24 protein-coding genes are annotated in these 21,267 nt (G+C 60.8%); 4 read left to right on the top strand and 20 right to left on the bottom strand.

The window, feature by feature from the left end; translation table 11 throughout:
• Nucleotides 1–5 precede the first annotated feature (5 nt).
• Nucleotides 6–1,028 carry an alcohol dehydrogenase gene (locus WJ542_RS27245; RefSeq protein WP_411192686.1) on the top strand — a complete coding sequence of 341 codons (1,023 nt, stop codon included), beginning with the start codon at nt 6–8 and terminating at the stop codon, nt 1,026–1,028.
• A 23-nt stretch (nt 1,029–1,051) separates the two neighbouring features.
• Here the strand turns inward: WJ542_RS27245 and WJ542_RS27240 are convergent, their stop codons facing one another.
• The 3 genes from WJ542_RS27240 to WJ542_RS27230 are packed head-to-tail and all read right to left on the bottom strand — an operon-like array spanning nt 1,052 to nt 4,571.
• Nucleotides 1,052–1,963 carry a LysR family transcriptional regulator gene (locus tag WJ542_RS27240; RefSeq protein WP_411193500.1) on the bottom strand — a complete coding sequence of 304 codons (912 nt, stop codon included), beginning with the start codon at nt 1,961–1,963 and terminating at the stop codon, nt 1,052–1,054.
• A complete protein-coding gene (locus WJ542_RS27235; protein ID WP_411192685.1) occupies nt 1,963–3,225 on the bottom strand; it encodes an MFS transporter in 1,263 nt (420 codons plus the stop codon). The genes WJ542_RS27240 and WJ542_RS27235 overlap by 1 nt, the downstream gene beginning before the upstream one ends.
• 23 nt (nt 3,226–3,248) lie before the next feature.
• Nucleotides 3,249–4,571 carry a tetratricopeptide repeat protein gene (locus WJ542_RS27230; RefSeq protein WP_411192684.1) on the bottom strand — a complete coding sequence of 441 codons (1,323 nt, stop codon included), beginning with the start codon at nt 4,569–4,571 and terminating at the stop codon, nt 3,249–3,251.
• Nucleotides 4,572–4,708: 137 nt separating this feature from the next.
• On the opposite strand from WJ542_RS27230, the gene WJ542_RS27225 reads away from it, so the two are divergent.
• Entirely contained in the window at nt 4,709–5,626 is a 918-nt protein-coding gene (locus WJ542_RS27225) for an AraC family transcriptional regulator (RefSeq protein ID WP_411192683.1), read from the top strand.
• Between the two features lie 70 nt (nt 5,627–5,696).
• Here WJ542_RS27225 and WJ542_RS27220 read toward each other — a convergent pair whose 3' ends face one another.
• The 3 genes from WJ542_RS27220 to WJ542_RS27210 form a co-directional block, all read right to left on the bottom strand.
• A complete protein-coding gene (locus tag WJ542_RS27220; protein ID WP_411192682.1) occupies nt 5,697–7,130 on the bottom strand; it encodes an amino acid permease in 1,434 nt (477 codons plus the stop codon).
• A gap of 100 nt (nt 7,131–7,230) precedes the next feature.
• Nucleotides 7,231–8,481, bottom strand: a complete 1,251-nt coding sequence (locus WJ542_RS27215) for a MalY/PatB family protein (protein WP_411192681.1) — start codon at nt 8,479–8,481, stop codon at nt 7,231–7,233.
• Nucleotides 8,482–8,621: 140 nt separating this feature from the next.
• Entirely contained in the window at nt 8,622–9,146 is a 525-nt protein-coding gene (locus WJ542_RS27210) for a carboxymuconolactone decarboxylase family protein (protein ID WP_411192680.1), read from the bottom strand.
• A gap of 178 nt (nt 9,147–9,324) precedes the next feature.
• Between WJ542_RS27210 and gcvA the strand changes: the two genes are divergently transcribed.
• A complete protein-coding gene (gene gcvA / locus WJ542_RS27205) occupies nt 9,325–10,242 on the top strand; it encodes a transcriptional regulator GcvA (protein WP_411192679.1) in 918 nt (305 codons plus the stop codon).
• 42 nt (nt 10,243–10,284) lie between these two features.
• Here the strand turns inward: gcvA and WJ542_RS27200 are convergent, their stop codons facing one another.
• From WJ542_RS27200 to WJ542_RS27170, 7 genes are all read right to left on the bottom strand, one after another.
• On the bottom strand, nt 10,285–10,860 hold the full coding sequence (locus tag WJ542_RS27200; protein ID WP_411192677.1) for a disulfide bond formation protein B: 576 nt from the start codon (nt 10,858–10,860) through the stop codon (nt 10,285–10,287).
• A gap of 5 nt (nt 10,861–10,865) precedes the next feature.
• Entirely contained in the window at nt 10,866–11,039 is a 174-nt protein-coding gene (locus tag WJ542_RS27195) for a hypothetical protein (protein ID WP_411192675.1), read from the bottom strand.
• A 498-nt stretch (nt 11,040–11,537) separates the two neighbouring features.
• A complete protein-coding gene (locus WJ542_RS27190) occupies nt 11,538–12,365 on the bottom strand; it encodes an AraC family transcriptional regulator (protein WP_411192673.1) in 828 nt (275 codons plus the stop codon).
• Nucleotides 12,366–12,440: 75 nt separating this feature from the next.
• Complete coding sequence (locus WJ542_RS27185; protein WP_411192671.1) at nt 12,441–14,726, bottom strand: bifunctional diguanylate cyclase/phosphodiesterase; 2,286 nt, start codon at nt 14,724–14,726, stop codon at nt 12,441–12,443.
• 363 nt (nt 14,727–15,089) lie between these two features.
• The gene (locus WJ542_RS27180) at nt 15,090–15,287 is read right to left on the bottom strand and encodes a hypothetical protein (protein ID WP_411192669.1); all 198 of its coding nucleotides are present in this window, start codon (nt 15,285–15,287) and stop codon (nt 15,090–15,092) included.
• A 22-nt stretch (nt 15,288–15,309) separates the two neighbouring features.
• A complete protein-coding gene (locus WJ542_RS27175) occupies nt 15,310–15,573 on the bottom strand; it encodes a hypothetical protein (RefSeq protein ID WP_411192667.1) in 264 nt (87 codons plus the stop codon).
• 22 nt (nt 15,574–15,595) lie between these two features.
• Nucleotides 15,596–15,820, bottom strand: a complete 225-nt coding sequence (locus tag WJ542_RS27170) for a YozE family protein (RefSeq protein ID WP_411192665.1) — start codon at nt 15,818–15,820, stop codon at nt 15,596–15,598.
• A gap of 321 nt (nt 15,821–16,141) precedes the next feature.
• On the opposite strand from WJ542_RS27170, the gene WJ542_RS27165 reads away from it, so the two are divergent.
• Nucleotides 16,142–16,516, top strand: a complete 375-nt coding sequence (locus tag WJ542_RS27165) for an IclR family transcriptional regulator domain-containing protein (RefSeq protein ID WP_411192664.1) — start codon at nt 16,142–16,144, stop codon at nt 16,514–16,516.
• Between the two features lie 276 nt (nt 16,517–16,792).
• On the opposite strand, the gene WJ542_RS27160 is transcribed toward WJ542_RS27165, so the two are convergent.
• The 7 genes from WJ542_RS27160 to WJ542_RS27130 all read right to left on the bottom strand — a co-directional run bounded on the left by WJ542_RS27160 (nt 16,793) and on the right by WJ542_RS27130 (nt 21,265).
• Nucleotides 16,793–18,556: a ShlB/FhaC/HecB family hemolysin secretion/activation protein gene (locus WJ542_RS27160; protein WP_411192662.1), complete on the bottom strand. Its 1,764-nt coding sequence runs from the start codon at nt 18,554–18,556 to the stop codon at nt 16,793–16,795.
• 21 nt (nt 18,557–18,577) lie between these two features.
• Nucleotides 18,578–18,970 (bottom strand): outer membrane protein assembly factor BamE domain-containing protein, encoded by a 393-nt coding sequence (bamE, locus tag WJ542_RS27155; protein WP_411192660.1) that lies wholly within the window; start codon nt 18,968–18,970, stop codon nt 18,578–18,580.
• Nucleotides 18,971–19,184: 214 nt separating this feature from the next.
• Nucleotides 19,185–19,424 (bottom strand): hypothetical protein, encoded by a 240-nt coding sequence (locus WJ542_RS27150; protein WP_411192658.1) that lies wholly within the window; start codon nt 19,422–19,424, stop codon nt 19,185–19,187.
• A 50-nt stretch (nt 19,425–19,474) separates the two neighbouring features.
• A complete protein-coding gene (locus WJ542_RS27145) occupies nt 19,475–19,747 on the bottom strand; it encodes a hypothetical protein (protein ID WP_411192656.1) in 273 nt (90 codons plus the stop codon).
• 116 nt (nt 19,748–19,863) lie between these two features.
• Nucleotides 19,864–20,373 (bottom strand): hypothetical protein, encoded by a 510-nt coding sequence (locus WJ542_RS27140; RefSeq protein ID WP_411192654.1) that lies wholly within the window; start codon nt 20,371–20,373, stop codon nt 19,864–19,866.
• 232 nt (nt 20,374–20,605) lie between these two features.
• Entirely contained in the window at nt 20,606–20,881 is a 276-nt protein-coding gene (locus WJ542_RS27135) for a hypothetical protein (RefSeq protein WP_411192652.1), read from the bottom strand.
• Between the two features lie 156 nt (nt 20,882–21,037).
• On the bottom strand, nt 21,038–21,265 hold the full coding sequence (locus WJ542_RS27130) for a hypothetical protein (RefSeq protein WP_411192651.1): 228 nt from the start codon (nt 21,263–21,265) through the stop codon (nt 21,038–21,040).
• Nucleotides 21,266–21,267: the final 2 nt, after the last annotated feature.

The following is a 21,267-nucleotide window of genomic DNA, read 5'->3' as shown; positions in this document are numbered from 1 at the left end:
CAGTCATGAAATCAGTTTATCGAGCAGTGCAAATTACCCGGCCAGGCGTCCTGGAGCTGGTCGAAAGGGAAACGCCGACGCCGGGCGATGGCCAGGTGCTGATCGAGGTCGAAGCGTGCGGAATCTGCGGTGCGGATGCACGCGATATCGAGAACGCGGGCCCGGCTTCGCCGCATGCGCGAATACCGGGGCATGAAGTTGTCGGCCGCATCGTCGCCAGAGGAGCAAACACACCGTCGATCTGGAAAATTGGCCAGCGTGTCGGAGTGGGCCGGCTTGGCGGCCACTGCAATGAGTGCCCTCAATGCCGGCAGGGCAACTTCCAGCTCTGTCTGAACCAGCCCGTCCTGGGGGCGTCTTGCGATGGCGGCTATGCAGAAATGATGCTGGCGCGCAGCACCGGGCTCGTGTCAATTCCGGAGGAACTGGGTTCGGAAGAGGCCGCGCCCATCCTGTGTGCCGGCGTCGCCACGTTCAACGCCCTCAAGAAATGCGGCGCCGAAGCGGGCGACACGGTGGCTATTCTGGGAATCGGCGGCCTGGGACACATGGCATTGCAGTACGCTCGCCGCATGGGCTTCAGGGTCGTCGCAATCGGTCGCGGCAGTGAAACGCCCGACGACGCCAAGGCATTGGGAGCGCACCTCTACATCGACAACAGCAAGGAAGATGCGGCAGCAGCGCTCATCGGCATGGGCGGCGCACACGCTATCGTAACCACCATCGGTCACGCGGATACGGTATCGCAAGTGCTCGGCGGACTGGCTCCCCGAGGCCGTTTGATTCTGCTAGGCGCGGGTCGGGATCCGTTGACTGTTTCACCCGGCTACTTCGTCGGTGGCGAGCGCAGCATCCAGGGTTCTATCACCGGCACACCCTGCGAAAAGGAGAAAACGCTCGACTTCAGCGTTCTGGCCGGCGTTCGCCCGATGATTGAAGTCATGCCGCTAGAGAGGGCCAACGAGGCTTATCAACGGATGCGCTCCGGTGACGTCAAATTCCGCATGGTGCTCACGATGGCGCGTTGACGCAATATGTCCTGGCGACCGGGCTAGCTGTGAAGGTTTCTTCCGACCGCTACGCCCATTTCGAGCGCCAGGGCCAGGAAGCCTGCAATGTAAGCGACGCCTTCTTCTCCCCGGCGAACGCCAAGATTGATGCTCTTGTTGATGCCGTGCTCGCCGAGTCGCACGGTGCGAATGGAAAGCCCCTCTCCTTCCTCGACCACCAGCCATTCGGGAAGCACGGCTACGCCGCGCCCGGCCGCAACCAGTTGCAGCATCAGGTCGGTCTGCTCGGCGGTTCGGTGAAATTTCGGCTTGCAATGGGCGGGCACGAGAAATCGCGTGTAGACGTCGAGCCGCTCCTTGCTTACCGGAACCGTGATGAGCTCCTCATCGAGCAGGTCTTTCGGCGAGACAAACTCATGCGTAGCCAGCCGGTGCGCATCCGGGACCACCAGAACCAGCTCGTAGTCGATTACCGGAGTGAAGACAACGTCCGGAACGTCGATGGGGTCGGGCGTAATCAGCAGGTCGATTTCAAATCCCAGGAGGGCGGCAACACCGTCGAAGCGAAAGGCCGTCCTCACGTCGAAGTCCACGTCCGGCCAGGCAGCCAGATAATGCGGAGTCAGTCGCGTCAGCCACTTTTGGCAGGGATGGCATTCCATCCCCACGCGCAGCGCGCCTCTGCGACCCTCCGCGAAATCAACGAGCGTCCGCTCCGCGTGCTCCATCTGGGGAAGCACGCGTTCCGCGAGTGCGAGCAAGTATTCGCCTGCCTGCGTAAAGCGCAGGCCGCGCCCGTTCTTCGTCCATAGCTTGACGCCGTGCCGCTCCTCGAATTTGCGCACCATGTGCGAGAGCGCTGACTGCGTGACGTTCAACCGCTCCGCAGCGGCAGTGACACTGCCGAGGCGCTCGACTTCCATCACGATCGAGAGGTACTGGAGGTCTAGCATCATCTGTCTCCGTTTACCGGACCCGGGCTTCGTGATGTCATCGCGAATGCGGCAAGACCGAGTACCGGGCCTGGCACGAGGAGCCAGGTCGCATCGAGCCCGATGTGCTCGAACAAGGTGGTCGTAGCGGCAATCGATACCACGGTCAGTGCAAAGCCGATTGAGTTTTGAATCGCGAGCGCGCTTCCCACGAGAGCGGGCGGGCAAGCCTTCGCCGCGAGCGCGGAGAATTGGGGCGAATCGGCAACAACCGAAGCACCCCAAACCATTAGCAAGGCCACGACGCCCCCCGGCGTGAGGTAATGCCAACCGAGCGAAAAAACAAGCGCGCAGAGCCCCGAAATCGCCAACGCGCCGGTGGCCACTCTGGCGCTCCCGATGTATCGCGACAGCGTTCCGCCAATCAGGGAGCCCACGGCGCCTACGCCGATGACGATGAACGACCAACCCGAAACACGGGTGCCGGGAAAATGCGTCGTCAGCGAAGTGCGAGCGACCAGCAGGGGCACCGCCGTCCAGAACGTGTAGAGCTCCCACATGTGGCCGAAGTACCCAAGCGTCGCGGCACGAAACCCGCGAATCCGGAATGCGACCAGCACGGAGGGTTGCCGGGCCGCCGATTGATTCGGGTCTGTCGTCCCGCGGGACCTCACAGCGGCATGCGGTCCGTCTCCCAGCGCGGCGATGATGAGAGCGCCACCCATCGCCAGTATCGACGAGGCGGAAATGATGAGCTGCCAGGGAAAGCCTGCCCCCAACACGCGCATCGCATGAGGCAGGGCTGTGCCCAGCGTGAGCATCGCCACCAGTTGAGCAAGGGCCTGCCCCGTGCGCTCCGGCGCCCAGCCAACTATCAGCTTCATCCCCATTGGATAGATACCGGCAAGGCAAACGCCTACGCCGAACCGAAAGACGGCTCCGCTGACAAGGCCGGTCGAAAGCCATGCAAAACAGAAATTGAAAACCGCCCCGGCTATTGCACTGCAGACGAAAATCCGGCTCGCGCGAAAGCGGTCGGCTGCGCCACTCAACGAAATGAAGAGGGTGCCAAGGATGAATCCCAATTGCACCGCATTCGTCAACCACCCGATGTCGGCCGCGCTCGCGTGCCAGATTCGCATCAGGTCGGTGGCGGTGCTATTGGCACTGAACCACAACGCGGTACCGAAGAGCTGCGCGATTGAAATTGCGGCCACCGGGCGTGCCCCATCGACGAGCAGCTTTCGTAGCCCGGTAGCCCTGATTGATACGTTTGAACTCATTTCATCATCTGACGAAAGACGGCCTACGCAGCGGTCAGTTGGCTGAGCCAACGCGAGTCTCGCGGGGACGGGCGACGATGCAACCGCTTGTCGAGCAGCGCGCGCGCCCTGGCAATCTCCCCGCTTCGCATGAGCGAGACGAGAAGCGTGTCTTCAACAATCTCGCGTTGCGCGCCGCTTCCGCCAATGCGGACGACATCGTGAGCGACGGGTCCGAGAATTTCCGCACAACGCGCGTAGTTTTCTTCGGCGAATGCAAGGGCCGCCCGGCAAATCGCCGGGACAACGGGCCCGGCAGGAAGGCTTCCTGCCTCGACGAGTCCGAGGAGCGAGTCGACGCGCTGCTCGAGCCCTTCCTTATCCCCTGTGGCTGCGGCAACCAGGGCCATGTGGAAGTCCGCAAAGGCGAATCCGGCCTGTTTGAAATAGCCGGAGGCGTACTTCGCGGCGTCATCCCACATCCCCGCAGGGACGGTGTGGCCATACGCCTGCATACGCCAGAGGAACGACGAGGTGTCGCTCACGACATTGATGGGAACCCCCGTTGAGGCGGACGGTGCAACGTGCTCGCTGTATACCGCGAGTGCCCGCCCGGTGTCCCCGCGCTCCAGCGCGATGAGCGCAGCGTGCCATGCGATGTGGCCATGGAGCACGCCGCTTTTTTCGTACTCCGGCAGCCAGCCAGCAATCATTCGTTCAGCTTCGTCGTTGGCGCCGGCTTCATACAAGACGTGCGCAGCTGCATGGGCTGCGTTCACATTGTGGCGGCGCAATTCAAGTGCGCGTTGCGTCAGGGCGCGGCCCAGTTGAACGTTACCGTTCTCGCCGTGCGCCCAGCCCCGATAGGTCAGAAACCACCAGTCGTCGGCATCGAAGTGTCGTGCGTGACGCTCGCAGAGGTCCACGCGCGCCTGGTCGTGATTGGCCATTCCGGAGAACGCGAAAAGGCCGAATGCGCCAAGCGGCAACGACAGGACGACGATGTCGCGCGGCCACCGGTCCGTATGCGCCAGCGCTCCCGCAAGGGCTTTCGGCGCCTGCCCGTTGATCGCGAAAGCAAGGACTTCTACGTGACTGCGTTCACGCTCCGTGCCGTTGCGAAGCACGAGTTCCATCGCCTTTGCAATCTTCGCGCGCGCGTTCGTGACTTCCGCGCGGATGGCATGCAAACGTGCCCGTGCAGCATAGGCGAGCGCAAAATCCGGGTCTGCCGCGATCGATTCATCGAGCGTCTCCCCGGCGCCGGGCCACAGCGACAGAAGCAGGTCAACGCCAGCCTGATAGCGCTCGGCCGCAAGGTCGGAAGTCGTCGAGAGTGGCAGGCTGTAGCGGTCGAGGCGGGACATAAAGCGGGTAACTCCAGTGGCAGTCGGTGGCAATCGCGGGCGTTCGAGCATCGGCAGTCCGTTATAGCCGACGGCGCGATGCTTTAGTACAGGGAGTCGTTATTAGACCCGTTTTTCTCGTGTCGGTATTTCGACGAATGGTCAAGATGTATAGAATATCGGTCTACTGGATGACCGACATGAATTGGGAAACCATCGAAGCCCCCGCTGGCGTATCGCCCCCGGCTCCCCTGAAGGTACGCGCGCAGTTCATCCCCGCCCGCCACTTTTTCCCCGAGCATTCGCATCACTGGCATCAGATGGTCTACGCGATATCTGGTGCGCTAACCGTCATATCCGAAGCCGGGTCTCTCGTCATTTCGCCGGAACAGGCCGTGTGGCTGCCGACAGGCCTGCGCCATCGCGTCGGTTCGCTTCTGGGCGCCGAGTTTCGCAGCTTGTGGATCGCCGATGACACCGGCGACTCCTTGCCGGGAACGGGCCCAAGCGTCTTTGCTGTTTCGCCGCTGCTCAAGGCGCTCATTGTCGAAGCGACCGAGATAGAGGGGCAGGACGACCCTGACGGATACGCTGGCCGCATCACGCATTTGATTCTCGACCAGCTCCGGCGCGCGCGCCCGCTGCCTACCGCGCTACCCTGGCCGCGCGATGGATCCCTGGCAGTGCTGTGCGAAGCAGTTTACGCGGACCCGGCGGACACGCGCGGCCCGGAGGAATGGGGGCGAATATTGGGCATGTCGGCGCGCACCCTTGCCCGGCGCTTTGTCGCCGAAACCGGGATGAGCCTGCGTTCGTGGCGACGCCGAATGCGCCTCTTCAGAGCGATTGAACTGCTGGGCGGAGGGATGGGCGTCACGCGAACGGCGATGGAGCTCGGATATGGCTCGACCTCGGCGTTTGTCTACGCGTTTCGCCTTGAGATGGGTAGCAGTCCGCAAGTCTATATGCGGGGCCGCAGCGATGATCTGGCCGGCCGGGTGACGCCACAAGCGGCGCCGCCTTCGACGAAGACAGGGGACAACCCGGCCACGGTCACCAGAAGGAAAGGACCGTAAAATCCGGGGCAAGAACGGCTCGCCACGATCATGCATGGCAAGCCGCCGGAGAAAGCCGGTTAAATCGTCATCACGCGAGCATGTCCTTTGCGTCGCCGGTTTCTACGCTAACGCTGGTGCGCGACGATTCGTTTCTGATATAAAACTTGTAGCCGACGAAAACCACGAAGACCCAGACGGCGGAAACGACCAGTGAGATTCGCATGTCCGGCAGAATAGCGATTCCAACCAGTACCGCCGCCAGAAAAATCAGTGCGATGTAATTGCTGTACGGATAGAACGGCATCCTGTACGTAATCTGGCCTTCATCGCCCCGCTGCCGCCTGGCTTTCCGGAACCCGAGGTGGCTAATCACGATCGAGCCCCACGCACAGACCAGCGCGAATACGGTCACGGAAGAAAACAGTTCGAAGGCCTGCCCGGGCATGAAGTAATTCAGCAGCACGCCCGCGAACATCGTCGCGAAGACCATCAGGATCGCCCGGTGCGGAACCTTACGGCTATTCGTGACACCCAGGAACGCCGGCGCATTCTTTTGAAGCGACAGGTTGTAGAACGTCCGGCTATTGGTGAAGACGCTCGCGTTCACCGCAGACAGCACCGCCATGATGACGACCAGATTCATAATGCCCGCCGCCGCCGGAATACCGATTTTCGTGAACACCTCCACGAATGGGCTGCCCCTGGTCGTCAAGGAAGTCCACGGAAAGACCATCAGCAGGACGGCGATGGCGCCGACGTAGAAAATCAGCAGGCGCCAGAACGTCGCGTTGATGGCCTTGGGCATCGTGGTCTTGACGTCCTTCGCTTCTCCAGCCGCGAGCCCCAGATTTTCAACCCCACCGAATGCGAAGGCAACCATCACAATAGCGAGGAACGTTCCGCCGGCCCCCTTGGGAAAGAACCCGCCGTGGTCGACGAGGTTGCGATAGCCGATAGGCACGCCATTGTTCCCGATGCCGAAGACAATCATTCCCACACCGAAAGCGATCATTGCCACGATGGCTATGACCTTGACCAGCGCGAACCAGAACTCCGCCTCGCCGTATACCTTTACGCCAATGATATTGACCAGAAACATCAGCGACACGGCCGCACCGGCTGTCACCCAGATTGGAATGGCCGGAAACCAGAAATGCATGTAGTTTCCGAGTGCGTTCAAATCGGCGGCACTCGTGGCGAGCAAGAAAATAAACGCGTTCCAGCCGTTCAGAAATCCGGCGAATCGATGGATATAGCGGTTCGAATAGGAGACGTACGAGCCGGATACCGGCTCCTCCACAGCCATCTCCCCCAGCGCGCGCATCACGAAATAGATTGCGATGGCAGCCAATACGTACACCAGCAGGATGGCCGGCCCGGCCGTCTTGATTGCCCACGACGACCCATAAAACAATCCGGTTCCGATTGCGCCGCCGATGGCGATCATCTGGATATGCCTGTTTTTCAGGTCTCTTTTTAGATCTTCCTGTTCGTACGTCTGAATGTCATTACTGTGGCTCATGTCGCCTCCTGATAAATATCCGGTTGTTCTTGTATTTAATTCTGCAATCCTGATCACTTACGAGTGATGTCGTAAGCGAGATGGGATGCGCCGTCGATTGTCAGAGTCCCGCGAGTGCGGTGGTCAGACGGCGGATTGCTTCGTCGATGATGGAACGCGGGCACCCGAGGTTCGCACGCATGTAGCCATGCCCTTCGATGCCGAATTTCTGTCCCTTGTCGAGCCAGAGTCTCGCGTTGGTCAACATGAATTTATTCAGGACATCGGCATCCATGCCGAGACCGCGGCAATCCATCCACGAGAGGTATAGCGAGTCGGCAGGCAAGACCTCGATCTTCGAGGTAATGCTGTGTACCGCGCTGCGAAAGTGCGCATGGTTCTCGCGAAGGTAGCCGAGCAACTCGTCGAGCCATGGCTCGCCGTGGGAATAGGCTGCCTCTGCCGCGACCATGCCCAGGACATTCACCGCCGGATACATGTTCCGGTCGAACTGGCGATGAAGCGCTTCCCGCAAACGGCGGTTCGGCACGAAGATGTTTGCGCTTTGCAGGCCAGGAAGATTGAATGTCTTGCTCGGTGCAGTGCAGGTGATGCTGTTTTCGGCAAACCTTTCATCCAGCGATGCGAACGGCACGTGCTTCTTGAGCGGGTTGATGACGAGATCCTGGTGAATCTCGTCCGAAATCACGAGAACGCCACGGCGCAGGCAGATTTCGCCCATCGCACGCAGTTCGCCTTCGGACCAGACATTGCCCGTTGGATTGTGAGGGTTGCTAAGGATGAACAGCCTGGTGTTATCCTGGATGGCCGCCTCGAATACCTTCTCGTTGAAGCGGTATGCCGTCCCCACGCGTTCAAGGGGTGCGTACGCAAGACGGCGGCCATTCAGCAGGACGTCGTCGTGGAAATGGGCGTAGACGGGAGGCTGAATCAGAACCGAATCGCCCGGCGCCGAAAAGGCCTGGATGGCGTTTTTGAGCGCGGTAATGATGCCGCTCGACTGGAGAACCCAGTCGCTGGACACGTCCCAACCAAAGCGCCTGGCCTGCCAGGCCGTCACCGCTTCGACATAGCTCTCGGTGGCGCCGCGCGAGTACCCGAAGACGCCATACCCGACTGCCTCATGGAGCGCATCGATTACCGGCTGGGGCGCGCGGAAGTCCATGTCCGCGACCCACATCGGCAAGGGGTCGGCAGCCTGTTCGTCTGCGGAAAGAAGCCTTTCTCCGAATGCCCACTTCAGGGAATTGGAGTGCTTTCGGTCGATGACCTCGTCAAACACCGATCTCTGGTTTCCGGGTGAGGCTCCGCGGCCCTGCATTTCTGGATGAATCTTCACAGTCACTTCCATTCGCGATAGAACGGTACGCCCGCGGCGTAGCTTCGTATTGCGATTAGAGTAGCAGCCCGAAATTTTGAGCAACAATGGTATGTTCTCATGGTGCAGTGAGCGTAGCTCATGGATGCCCCGGAGCCCCATCCGGCAAGACTTCAGACAGCCAGCGCCACCAGAAAGCGCGAAACCATGTTGTACGCGGCGACCGTCGCGACGGCTTCCACCGTCTTCGACTCGCCAAAAAGGCGCTTCAATTCCTCGATGACGGCGACCTCCACCGCAACGTTCCGGGTGGACTGGTCGGTCAGCTTTATCAGCGCGATTTCATGGACGTTGAACGCCGCGTGCTCGACGTGTGCCGCTTTGAGAGCCTCGGTCTTCTCGCGGGTTCCGCCTGCCGCCAGATAGGCCGGGTAGTGCACATTCCATTCGAAGTCGGCACCGTTGAGCACCGCTACGCGCAGCATAACGAGCTCGAGATATTCCAGCTCCAGACTGAAATCGGCGCGAACCCTGCGCAGCAACTCATTCCACCCGGTCGCGAGCGGAACGCTTTTCAGCAGAACGCGGTCGATCCCGATGAGCTCGCCATTGGGCCGACGCGCACGCATGCCGGCAAGTAGCTCTTCGGGGGCGGCATCGCCCTCCCTCCATGGGGTGACGCGTACATTGCTGCTCATAAAACTCTCCTGCAAAAAACCATAGTCACTTCGGCTCGCACGGCGAACCGCCTCCAGACGCCCCTCGCTCAAACATCCGCGATCACAAAATCACAAGAAGGCACCCGTCATCATTTTTCGGAACTCACTCGCGGCTCACAACTGCTATATTCTTTGCTGGATGCAAAGAAAATCTTTCATGAGAGCGCCCATCTTTCTTAACGCACTGCGTGCGTTCGAAGCCAGTGCCCGGCATCAGAGCTTCTCTTCGGCTGCGTCCGAACTCAATGTCACGCCTGCGGCGGTAGGACAGCTTGTCCGCTCCCTGGAGGAGTGGCTGGGTGCGCCCCTGTTTCATCGAGAGACCAGCGGTCGAGCCCGGCTTGTGCCCACGGAAACCGCCGAACGGGCGCTACCCGATATCCGTGCCGGGTTCGACCGGCTGGCTATCGGGCTGAGCCGCCTGCGCGAGAGTTCGAAGAATGGCGTGCTGACCGTGGCCGTCAGCCCCTCCTTCGCCGCAAAGTGGCTGCTACCTCGAATCGAGCACTTTCATGCCGTCTGCCCGGAGACCGATGTTCGTCTGGATACGAACCTCAAGCTCGTGGACTTTGCCGCGCAGGGCATCGACATCGGTGTGCGATACGGCCGCGGCGCCTGGCCGGGTCTCGTCGCCGAAAAGCTGATGGACGAGAAAATCTTTCCCGTCTGTTCGCCGGCCTGGCTCGCGAAGAATGGAAAACTCAAACGCCCCGATGACCTGGCGGGCAAGGCGCTCATCCATGACCTCTCGGTCGACGCGCATATTGGATTTGCGTCCTGGGGCGACTGGCTTCAACGGGCCGGCGCCGCGAAGGTCGATGCGACGCGAGGCATGCAGATCAACAATTCGGCGGCGGTGCTGCAAGCAGCGATTGACGGGCACGGCGTGGCGCTGGCGCGAAGCGTCATGACGAGCGACGACCTCGCCGCCGGCCGGCTCATCCAGCTCTTCCCGACGTTGGAGCAGGCTTCGGAGTTGGCGTACTTCATTGTCTATCGCGCAGAGTGCGCATCGCTGCCGAAGCTCGTCACATTCCGCGACTGGCTGATTCAGGAGGCTGGTTCGCCTTCCTGAAGAAAATGGCCCAGGTCGAGATTCGCTTGCGTCGAGGCCTCATCACGACTTCATCACATCTCCGTCGTAAAGCATCTGATAGTGCTTCTGGCCACCTGCCCTGAAAGTGTGAAAGCCGTTCTGCAGGAACGCCGAGACGAGGTTGGCGCCAACGAGGAAGAGGAACGCAGCCGTGACGATCGACCGAAACGTCGCATATCGCCCACTGGCCCGCTCCGGAACAGAGCCCGGGTTTCCACAAGCGAAGGCTAGCATCACCGTGCAGAACATGATGGCCGCCGTAAACAGGATGTACGTCCACGTATACATGTGCAGCCCGAAAACGGCTGAACCGGTTGGCGTGGTCCACGCCGGCGCTTTGGCGAACATGAAGAGCAGACTGATGAGACTGCCAATCAGGGCGCCAAATGCGCTGAGCACATAGTTCCAGACGTTCGTGCCAAAGCGCAGGTTCAGCAGCAGGCCGCTGCCGAGCAACATGAAGCCCACGCGTATGAGATTGCAGAATGCGCAGGGAAGCTCGCCCTTGACGAGCTGGTAGTAGAACGCCTCGAGCAGGACAAGGCAGATGCCCAGCAGTGCTGCGATGTCGATAGCGTTCAGGTGTCGCGAGTTCACTTTCATCACCACGACCCCAGCGTCGACAGGTCATGCAGATGATGACGACCATGGAACAGGGTCCAACTGACGACCAGCAGCGCACACATGATCCATAAGAGGCGTGCGCCTTTCTGACTGCGTAGCGAAGTCAGCGCGGCAACGAAGGCAACCAGCACCGGAATGAACCCGATGAACATTCGTTGAATCTCCTGTTGTCTGAGAAATGAGGGGCAAGTAACCGGGTCGAATTTAACGCGCCCCTCGCTGTCCGTCTGTCGACAATCGGCCGAATTGCATATAGGAACAGCCAGTCATTTCGTCTCGCGTCCAGGTGGCGCGATAGAACGACCGCGCGCTGCTCGAACAGGCCATGAACGCAGGAGCGTGGAAATCGCCCCGGCCGCACGCAGCCGCACGAGCGGTCGGCCTACACAGGGCGAATCTGGAATCGAATGCCTCGACGAAAAAAGCGCGAGAGACAAGCCACGCGCACAAGCATGCGCGGCGCGACAAGAAGGTGAAGTACGCCGCAGTTGCGCGGCCCGCCTCCTTCGCCGACATGGCCACGCTCTACCATCAATAGAGCGTGCGCCGACGGCCCGCAGCGCCATGCAACCCGATCGGCCGATGGTGCGGCCGGACCCAGCGAACACCAGGGAGTCATTTTATAGGATGCCTTATTATGCCGGCCTGCATCAGCCGCGGCGCGGGCCGCCCATCATCGCGAGCCAGCGCGCGGGAGAAATGCCGTAGGCACTGCGAAAATGCCGCGTCATGTGGCTCTGGTCGGAAAAGCCGGCGGCAGCCGCGGTATCCGCCAGTGGCATGCCGCGCAGCATCATCGCGCGGGCCGCTTCGAGCCGGCGCATGGTCAGGTAGCGGTAGGGACTCGTCCCGTAGAACGTCCTGAAGTCGCGTGACAGGCTCCAGCGGTCCCGTCCGCCGACGGCGGCCAGCATGTCCAGCGTGACGTTCTCCGTGCAGGCCGCCTGCAGATAATCCCGTGCGCGTTGCGCCGCCGCATAATCCGCGGAGGGTTTGGCCGGACGTGCGCCCGCTGCGGCATCGAGCGCGATGGCGAGTTCGAAGAGCGCATCGTCCCGTTCGAGCGGTTCCGCGTGGGCGTGCATGCGGCGCAGCGCATTTTGTGTCGCTTCGAACAGGCGCGGATCCGTGGCGATCCCGCCCTCGACGAACGGGAGCGCCTTGCCGCCGAGCACGGCCTGAATGGCGGCAGGCTGCACGTAGAGCATCTGGTAGCGGAAACCCTCGCTCGTGCCCGCCTGACCGTCATGGGCCTCGTCCGGGTGCAGGACCATCGTCTGCCCCGGCAGACTGCGGCACAAGCCGCGCCGGTAATGAAAGCACTGGACGCCCGCGAGCGTGACGCCGATCGCGTAGGTGTCGTGCCGGTGCATCGAGTAGGCATTGCCGTGCAAAAAAGCCTCGATCCGCTCGATGCCCTCCGCCGCTTCGGAGCGGGCAATCCAGTCGGTCCGGTTCCTTTCGGTGCTGCGGTTCATCGCTTCCTCCTGCTTCGCTGGCGCCACGGAGGAGATTGTGCCGCATTTGCCGAGAATCCCGCTGCCCATTACGAATTACGAAGCGGTCTCGCAGCCCCCGCGCAGCATGGCGGCATAGGCCGCGGCGCCGACCGGGCGCCCGAACAGATAGCCTTGCTGGCGCTCGCAGCCCAGCGATTTGAGGAAGGACGACTGCTCGGGCGTTTCCACCCCTTCGGCCGTAACGCGCATACCGAGCGAATGGGCCATGGCGACGACGGCCTGCGTGATCGCCACCGAATCGCGGTTGTCGGGCAAGCCCATGACGAACGAGCGGTCCACCTTGAGGTGATGGAGCGGAAAGCGCTTCAGGTACGAAAGCGACGAGTAGCCGGTGCCGAAGTCGTCCACGGAAATACGCACGCCGAGGTCGCTGATCGCACGCAGCATCGGCATGACCGTCTGCGTGTCGTTCATCAGTAGTCCTTCGGTAATTTCCAGTTCGAGACCTGCAGGGTCGAGGCCCGCCTGTGCCAGACAGTGCTCGATCTGTTCGACGAGCCCTTCGGTGAACTGGCGCGGCGACAGGTTGACGGCCATGACGAAATCGGGCGCGAGCAGGCGGCGCCATTGCGCGGCCTGCCGGCACGCATGCTCGAGCACCCAGTGGCCAATCGCGACGATCAGGCCGGTGTCTTCCGCCACCGGAATGAATTCGGCGGGATACACCGGGCCGAGTTCGCTGCTCTCCCAGCGCAGCAATGCCTCCGCGCCTATCGGCCTGCCCGTCTCGCCGTCGACGATAGGCTGGTACACGAGCGCAAGTTCGCCCGAAGCCAGCGCGCGCCGCAACGACTGCTCCACGAGAAAGCGGCGCTGCAGCCGGTCTCTCAGCTCGGCCGTGAAAAACTGGAACTGGTTGGTGCCGCGCTGCTTGGCCACGTACATCGCGGAATCGGCATTGCGCATGAGCGCCGCGGCGTCGAGCCCGTCGTCGGGAAAACGGCTGATCCCGATCGAGGCGCCCAGGTAATACTCGTTGCCCGCCACCGCGAACGGCTCGGCAATGGCGTCCAGCACGCGCTGCGCCAGCGTCACGAGTTCGCCCTCGTCGTCGTGATGACGCACGGCGATCACGAACTCGTCGCCGCCCACGCGCGCGAGTGTGTCGGCGTCGCGTACGCAGCGCATGAGCCGCTCGGCCACCACGCGCAGCAGCATGTCGCCCGCCTCGTGGCCGCCCGTGTCGTTCACTTTCTTGAAGCCGTCCAGATCGACGAACAGCAGCGCGAGACGCCCGTCGCCCGCCTCGCCGTCCAGCAGATCGCGCATGCAGTCGGCAAGCCACGCGCGGTTGTAGAGGCCCGTTAGCGGGTCGCGCGTAGCAAGGTATCTGAGCTGCTGCTGCGCTTCGCGCACGGCGCCGATGTCGGTGAACGAAACGACGACCGAAACCGGCTCGGTCTCGCCGGGGCGGAAGATCGGCAGCACGTTTTCCGTCACCCAGACGATCCCCCCGTTCGCCAGTTCGAGCGCCACCGTCTCGCCGATGACGGCTTTGCCGGTGCGCAGCGCACGCATGCTCGGGCGCTCGCCGTGGCGCATGGGCCGTCCGTCGCCGTCCAGCACGCGCGGAATCACGCTCATGATGCTCCGGCCGATCACGTCTCCGGAAAGACGCAGGATACGCCGCGCACTGGGATTGCAGGCGAGCACCGTGTCGTCGCGCGACTGTACGACGATCCCCTCGTTCAAGTGATCGACCACGAGACGGTGATGCTCCTCGCTCTGGGCGAGCCGCTGCGCGACCGTCACCTGATTGAGCAGCGCGGCGACGCTCAGGCCGATGTCGCGCAGCAGCGCCTCTTGCGCCTCGCCGGGCCGCCACGGCACGCGCTGGTAGACGGCGAATGCCCCCAGCACGCCCCCGGCGTCGTTGCCTAGCGGCATCGTCCAACAGGCGCGCAGGCCGCTCGCCGTGGCGATACGCACGGCATCGCCCCAACCGGCTTCCACGTGGAAGTCTTCCACCAGCACGATGCGGTTCTCGTACATCGCCATGCCGGACGGGCTGCTGCCCGGCCCGATCCGCGCGCCGTCGAACTCGCTGTGGTAACGCCCGGGCAGCGACGGCGCGCTGCCGACGCGCAGATGCTGGCCGTCTGCGTCGGCCAGCAGGATCGAGCACGACGCGCCGTCGCCCAGCAGGCGCTCGGCGCGGCGGCATACCTCGGCGAGCAGTTCCGGCAACGGCACGCTACGTGCAATGAGCTTGAGCATGCCGCGCTCGAACGCAAACGCCTCCTCTGCGGAATCATGGGACGAACGTGGGCCGCGTGGCTGAGCCCCGCCTGCGCCGTCCGTCCTCTCCGAATAGCTCATACCCGCGCTATCTCCTGGCGCGGCGGCAAACCCATGCCACCGCCGCGCGTGTGTGCGTTCGTTCGTGCGTTCGTATCTGCGTTCCAGTCCGGGGCGGCGGCCGGGCGCGGCCCGCGCTCATGCGCCTTCATGCGGCCCGCCAGAAGCCCCTGTGCAATCCGCGACGGCCGACACCGCCGACCTCGCCTCTGCGTTATCGGCACGCCGCGGCAGTTCTTGACGCCTGCGTATGGGGGAAATGCGCTGCTTCAACCGATGCCGGATAACCCGACCAGTCGGACTGTTTATCGAGTCGCGCTGATTGGACCGTTAGTTGCGGACTATGCCACCTGAGCCAATGCCGCGCCGCAACGGGCAGAACCCTCACCAAAGATTGTCGAGAAGAAGGTGAGCGCTCGCGTAGGCGCCGGAAAAGACAAGCAGGCATCCGGCGCACATGGCAAAGTCCACATACAGGTGGATGTGGTATTCGATGTGTTCCGCCAGCAGGATGTCCGGATCGACGGGGATCGCGGCTATCCCCTGTGGCTGTCGAAGCTTGACCATGATCGATTCGAACATATGAAGGATACCTGATTATGTATTAATGCGAATTGCGCGTCTCGTGGGACGTGCCGTTGCTGCCGAACATGACGTGAGCCGCGACCAGCGCACCGAACGATATGAGAATGCCCGCGAAGATTGCGCCTGTCAGAGCAAACCGGCTGTCATGCTTTTGAGCAAGGGCCCCAATTTCATCGCGCGCTCGCAGCGTGTCGACCGGCGCCGACCGGGCGCGGTCATCGCCAACAATCGAGTGAGCGCGGTCGCGCAGGGACGAAACATCGATCAAAGAAAGCGGGCTCATGGCAGTTGTCCAACACCTATATTTAACGGTACTTGTCCAGAAACGAGACGGCGTATTCTTCCCAGGCTTTTTCAAACGCAGCCATCGCACCCGGCCCGGCTTTGCGCAGCACCAGATGCTCCAGCCAGTTTGCCTTCCACAGTCCTTCCGGCGCTCCAGTACGCGCTTCGACATCGCGCGCCAGGCGGCCAACGGGATCGTCCCGCTCAGCTTGTGTTCGAATCCAGGTCAGGAACGAAACGACCATCTACATGCTCCTTTTCAAGCTTAATTGATTTGGAATCCGAAATACAAGGCTCGATTACGGAAAGAATGGGGTCGCGAATATGCGCAACCACGACCTCCCTGCTGCCTGTCTTCAGGACAGGTGTAAGGATAGAGTCCCGGCGACTACTGCGGCGTAGGACAAGTCTGACTTCTGATGCGGCGGCGCGCCACACTGTTTGAGGGAAGGCCAGGAAATGGTTCAGGCTTTTCGGCGACGGTCGCGGCGGTCCTTTACAACAGAACCTCGGAGTCTGCCGCAGACTGATAGAGACGCAAGGTGGCAACATCGTGACGACAAACGATGCGCCTCCAGCGCCGATGCGCGGCTGGGAAGGGGGTAATGAGCATGCTTGCCGCGAACAGGCAGAAGCATGACTGGAGCGAGTTTATTTCGGATCGCGCCGCGCACGCGTCGCTCACACCGGTCAGCGCCGACGAATGGATGCACGAGTTCGCGGAAATCAGGCGCGCCGGCTACGCGCTGGCCCGTTCGGACATCGGCCCGAACGGGCGCCATCTCGCGGCCCCGGCACCCAATCGGCGCGGCGAACCGCTGGCCGCCATGGGCGTTTCTCTCGCCGCGCAGCAGGACGTGCGCCCCTACGTCACGCCGCCCACTCAGGCGACGTGGCAGTTGTCGTCGCGGCCCGGACAGCCGCGTGTTCGGACTCCGTGACTGTCCAGGCACCGCCCGCTTCCACGCGTGCCCCGATGTGATCGAGGGCGGTCTCCGCCGCGTCAAGCAGACCGACGTCGCCCGGATCGGGACCCGCCATGAAGCGGGCGAGATAGACCGCCTGCAGAAGCCGGGCAGCCTCTTCCAGGCCACCCCGCCCGGCATTCAGCACCGAAAGCGCAAGATGGTATGCGAGCGAGAGCGCCCGTGCCTTCTGCACCGGAAGCGGTAGCAGCATGGCGCGCGTGAGTGGTCGGCGTTTTCCCCTGTTCATCGTCAGAACTGCCCCATGACCTGAAACCCCAGCGTCACGCGGGCGGTATCGAACCCGTCCGGCTTGTAGATCGGCGTGCCCGCGAAGAGGTCCCAGGAGAGCGTGCCGATATGGATGGGCAGACCGCCCCGGATGCCGATGACGGCCCCCGCCAGTTGTGTTCCGACCAGCACTTCGGTACCGGGGCCGAAAACATGGCCGTAGTCGATGCCCGCGTAGAGCGATTGTCCCGTTTGTCCGACAGGCCACTGCAGTTCGTTGCGCCAGTAGAAGCCGCGCCCGGCGGCGAGCATCTGTTCGCCGTCGAAGCCGCGCACCGTATAGCGCCCGCCGATGCTCAGGTCGTCGATGTAGAACAGCGTGTCGCCGGTGTACTGGCCATGCACGGTAGCCACGTAGCGCAGCGGCTGGCTACCGACCGCGAACGGCACCGAGAGATTCGCGTCGAGCGTCGCCATGTGGAAGCGGTATGTGGCCATCTGCGGCGTGCCGTCGCCAGCGTCCGGGTCGGGCGTTGCCCCGAGCCCCCCGATACCCTGGCGGTACGCGAGCGTGCCATCGAATTGAGCGGTGCCGAAATAATGCCGGTCGGTCACGCCGCCTTCGATGAACGTGTTGTTGCGGTCCTGTTGCGGAATCGTCGTGTCCGCGATGAAGCTCGCGCCCCAGCGCTTGATCAACTGGAATTCGAGGCCGAGTACGTCGTTCTGGCTGCGGCTGATGACCCGCTGGATTTTCAGGGCTGCTGTCTGCGCATTGCCGCTCGATACGAAGGCCTGGTTCGCGGTCGCGATCTGCTGGTAGTACGTGTTCGTGTTGCCGTAGAGCGTGGCCGTCCAGTAGCCCCAGGGGATCGAATACGAACCGTTGAAGCCGTGCGAGCCCAGGCCATGGTCGGCAAATTCGAGGTCCTGGTTCGCACCGACCGTAAAGATGTCGTTCAGGCCGAGCGGATTGTCGATGCCGAGCGATACGTTGCCCTGCAGTCTGCCGGTGGCGCGCTGGCCCGAGTTGTCGACCGAGGCGACGAAGGTCCAGGGCTTCGAGCGCTTCACGGTGATGTCGACGTCGCTTTCGCCGGGCACAGTGCCGGGTACGATCTGCATGGTGGCATCCTGGCTTGCCGGGCGCTTCATCTGCTCCAGACCCTGTTCAAGATCGCGCAACTGGAGCACATCGCCGTCGCGCGCAGGAAATGCGCTCTTCCAGGTGCCGCGGGTGGACGGGTCCACGAACTCCAGGTGACGGATGACGCCGGGGATGAGGGAGAATTTCAGCGCGCCTTTAGACAGGTCCTGCGGTGCGAGCAGGACGCGCGTGGTGACGTAGCCCCGGCTCAGGATTTCGCGCTGCAGACCTTTCGTGAGTGCGTCGAGGCCCTGCCTGCCGACGCATTGCCCCCGGTAGTGCTGCAACCAGCCCTGCAGGAATGCAAACCGGTCCATCGGCAATGCCGAAGCGCCCTTGACGCGCTGTGCCTCCGGCAGCGTATCCGGCACCTCGACCGTGAACGTGTCGATGCGGAAGCACGGCGTCTCGGAGGGCAGGACCGGCCATGCGCCTGCTGCGGGCGCTGCCGAGAGGACAGCGGGCGCGGCGACGGTGGCCGCGCGCTGTTGCGCGTCGCGTTGCTGCTGGAGTTGCTGGTTTTGCAGCGCGTTTGCGCGAGCGGCAGCCGCGACATCGGGCGGGGTCTCCTGCGCGCAAACGGCAAGAGGTATCAGGGCTGCAAGCGTTGCCGCTGACCGCCGTTGGGTACGAATCATTATTTTCCGGTGAAAAGCGGATTATTGCGGCAGGATGCCGCCCTTGACTTCTTCCTTGCTGGACTGCATGGAAAAATTCTTCACGACACCCTTGTCGTCAAAGAGCACCACGAGTTCCTTCTTGTCCACATCCTGGCCAGACATGAATAGGTTGGCGAGAGGGACAAAGTTGATCCCCTTGGCGGTGGAATGCGAATAGCGGTAACGCCAGATCTCGTTGCCGCTGTCCGTAAATGATGTTTCGGTTGGATCGCCAAACGCCGCGCGCACATCATCCTTCGTGCTCCTGTCCCGGGTAATCTTGGCACTGACAGTCGTTGCATCTTCCGTCTTCAGTTGCTGGACGCCTGCACTTGCGCAGCCCGCCAGCATGGTTGCAACGATTAAACCCGTAGCGATATTTTTATAGAACATTGTTTCCTTCCTGTATCAATGTCGGCATGACTCATCTTCGCCGCCGCCGACTTCGTGGTGAAGATGTAAAAGATCAAACACGCGAGAAAAGGCAGGGTTTTACACTCTGCCGAATGCCTGCAATTTATCGATGCGGAGGTGCCGAGATTGTGAGGGGCAACGCCGCCAGCGTATTGCGGATTTTCATACGGTGATTCGCTGTTGGTGACAGGGACTACAGTTCGAAATGACTGCCGTCCTTGCCGGGCAGAATGGGCAGCGGATATACGCGACTGACGATGATGGAGATACTATCAAGCAACCCGGGTTTGATTATGTCCTGCAGACACAGGGCAACCGCCTGGAACGGGTGCAGGACCAGCGCCAAGGGCTTGCAGTCATTGAGGACGATGTAACGCCCGATACCGTCCTCGATGAGTGTCCACGGCCCGCAGGCTAGATCGAATGCTTTCATAAAACTACACCCTTGATTTTTCCCGTCTTGGAATTAGTATCTCTCGGTCATTACCGGAACCCGTGGATCGATAGCTGCATTACTGCAAAGATAGAGACTCCACCGATCCAGAAGGTGAAGAAGCAGAGCAACGATTTCAGGAACTTTGTCCGCGCAGTTTTTCCTGCTTCGCTCAGGTAGTCACTCGAAAAAAGGGATCTTCCCTTGAGCATTCGAGCATCGAAGATGGTCTGTCCAGGCCGCGGGCTATTAATCATTTTTAAAAAGAAATATCCGCTTGCGAATAAGGCTGCCGCAGTTCCTGCGCAGAAAGCAGCAAACATTCCCACACCTATGCTTACAAGAATTCTCGACACTATTGTACCCGCGATGAAAAACGTCCCATCCATAAAAATCCTGCCACATCTCTGGCGAATAGCAACCACCTATTATTGGAATTTTAGTAGTTGTTGATAATAGCATCGATGAATTCACGATCGAAGCAATCATGCAGCCTAGAATCCGCGTTACGTTTGGCAGATCGAAACTCGTCGACAGATAGAAAATCTTCGCTATCCATAGAGTCGAGAATTACCTGCGCAGACCGGGAGTTCGATTTGACGGCAAATACGCCCCACTCAACCGGAGAATGTTGAGCAAGTAGCCAGCCACTATTCAGATCAGCGATAACGAGTCCGTAGGGTTCACCTTGTTGATCTAATGACTGGTCGACACGACTAACAATAGTCGACCATTTTTCGCGACGATCTGCCTCAGCAAGTAGCTCCAATGAGTGCGCGTAAAAGACCTGAATCCTTGAATTTTCATCAGCAAGCGTCTGAATTTCATCTAAAAATTGCGGACTCCCTCGCAGAGAGAAGTCAAAGAACAGAAAATGACTGAAATCGTCGGAAACAAAACGACCTGGAAGGATTGGGGGCGCAACAATGACATCGAATATTTTATTCATTTCAAAACTCCTTATTTCCCGCCAAACCGAATCTTCGTTGATTGACCCATGACTGTCACAGACGCCGACGGGATACCACTGCTCGCACCTGCGATGCCGTTACCGGTGCTTGCGGGATTAGCGCTCGATACCGTCCTCAATGAGTGCCCAAGGCCCGCAGGCCAGATCGTGCGCTTTCACGAGGCCACACCCTATGAATTTTGGTCTTTCCTTATCGTCATTTTTGAATATCCTAGTCCAGCCCTTCAAAGTCATCCTCCAGATCACCCAACTCTCGATATAGGGCAAAGCCGCATAGCGCCACACAGGCGAGAAGAACTGGAATCAACATGGAAAATGCTTCCACACCTTTCCCATGCAGCTCCAATGCAATTGAAATGCCAAAATATGATAAAAATAAAAATAAAACCGCCATATAAAATCTAAAAAATAACTTCCCTCTACTCAATTGAGGCGCTCCCCTCAAAATTCTTCGTGCCTTTATTGTCTGATATACATAGATCGCCACGACCAAGATCGAGAGTGGAATCAGCCTCCCTATGGTAGCTTTCCAGTCAGCCCCTCTGGCAACGCCGACAGCAATCGAAAATACTGTTAACGACGCAATAGTTGGTATCCATTTCCGCATTTTTAGTAGCCACGTTCGAACCTGCTCTGTCAAGCACTACGACTTATCTTTATCTGAATTTTTCCTAAGTGCGAGAAGCTCTCTGAGCATCGCATAGGTAACAAGGGCGAAAAGCGAAACATACATTGGAACCCCTGCTAACGCGGGCCTCCAGCCCGCACCTTTCCATTCCGAAATTGCAACCACTACGCCAACAACTGCCAGCACGGAAACGTATGCTTTGACGTAACGAACGATGAACTTGCGCCTCTCTTGATTCTCCATAA

Origin of the sequence: Paraburkholderia yinzeri, from assembly GCF_046581065.1 — a bacterium.
Taxonomy (GTDB): domain Bacteria; phylum Pseudomonadota; class Gammaproteobacteria; order Burkholderiales; family Burkholderiaceae; genus Paraburkholderia.
The sequence above is the reverse complement of the archived record's forward strand: the minus strand, read 5'-3'. Positions and strand labels throughout refer to the sequence as shown.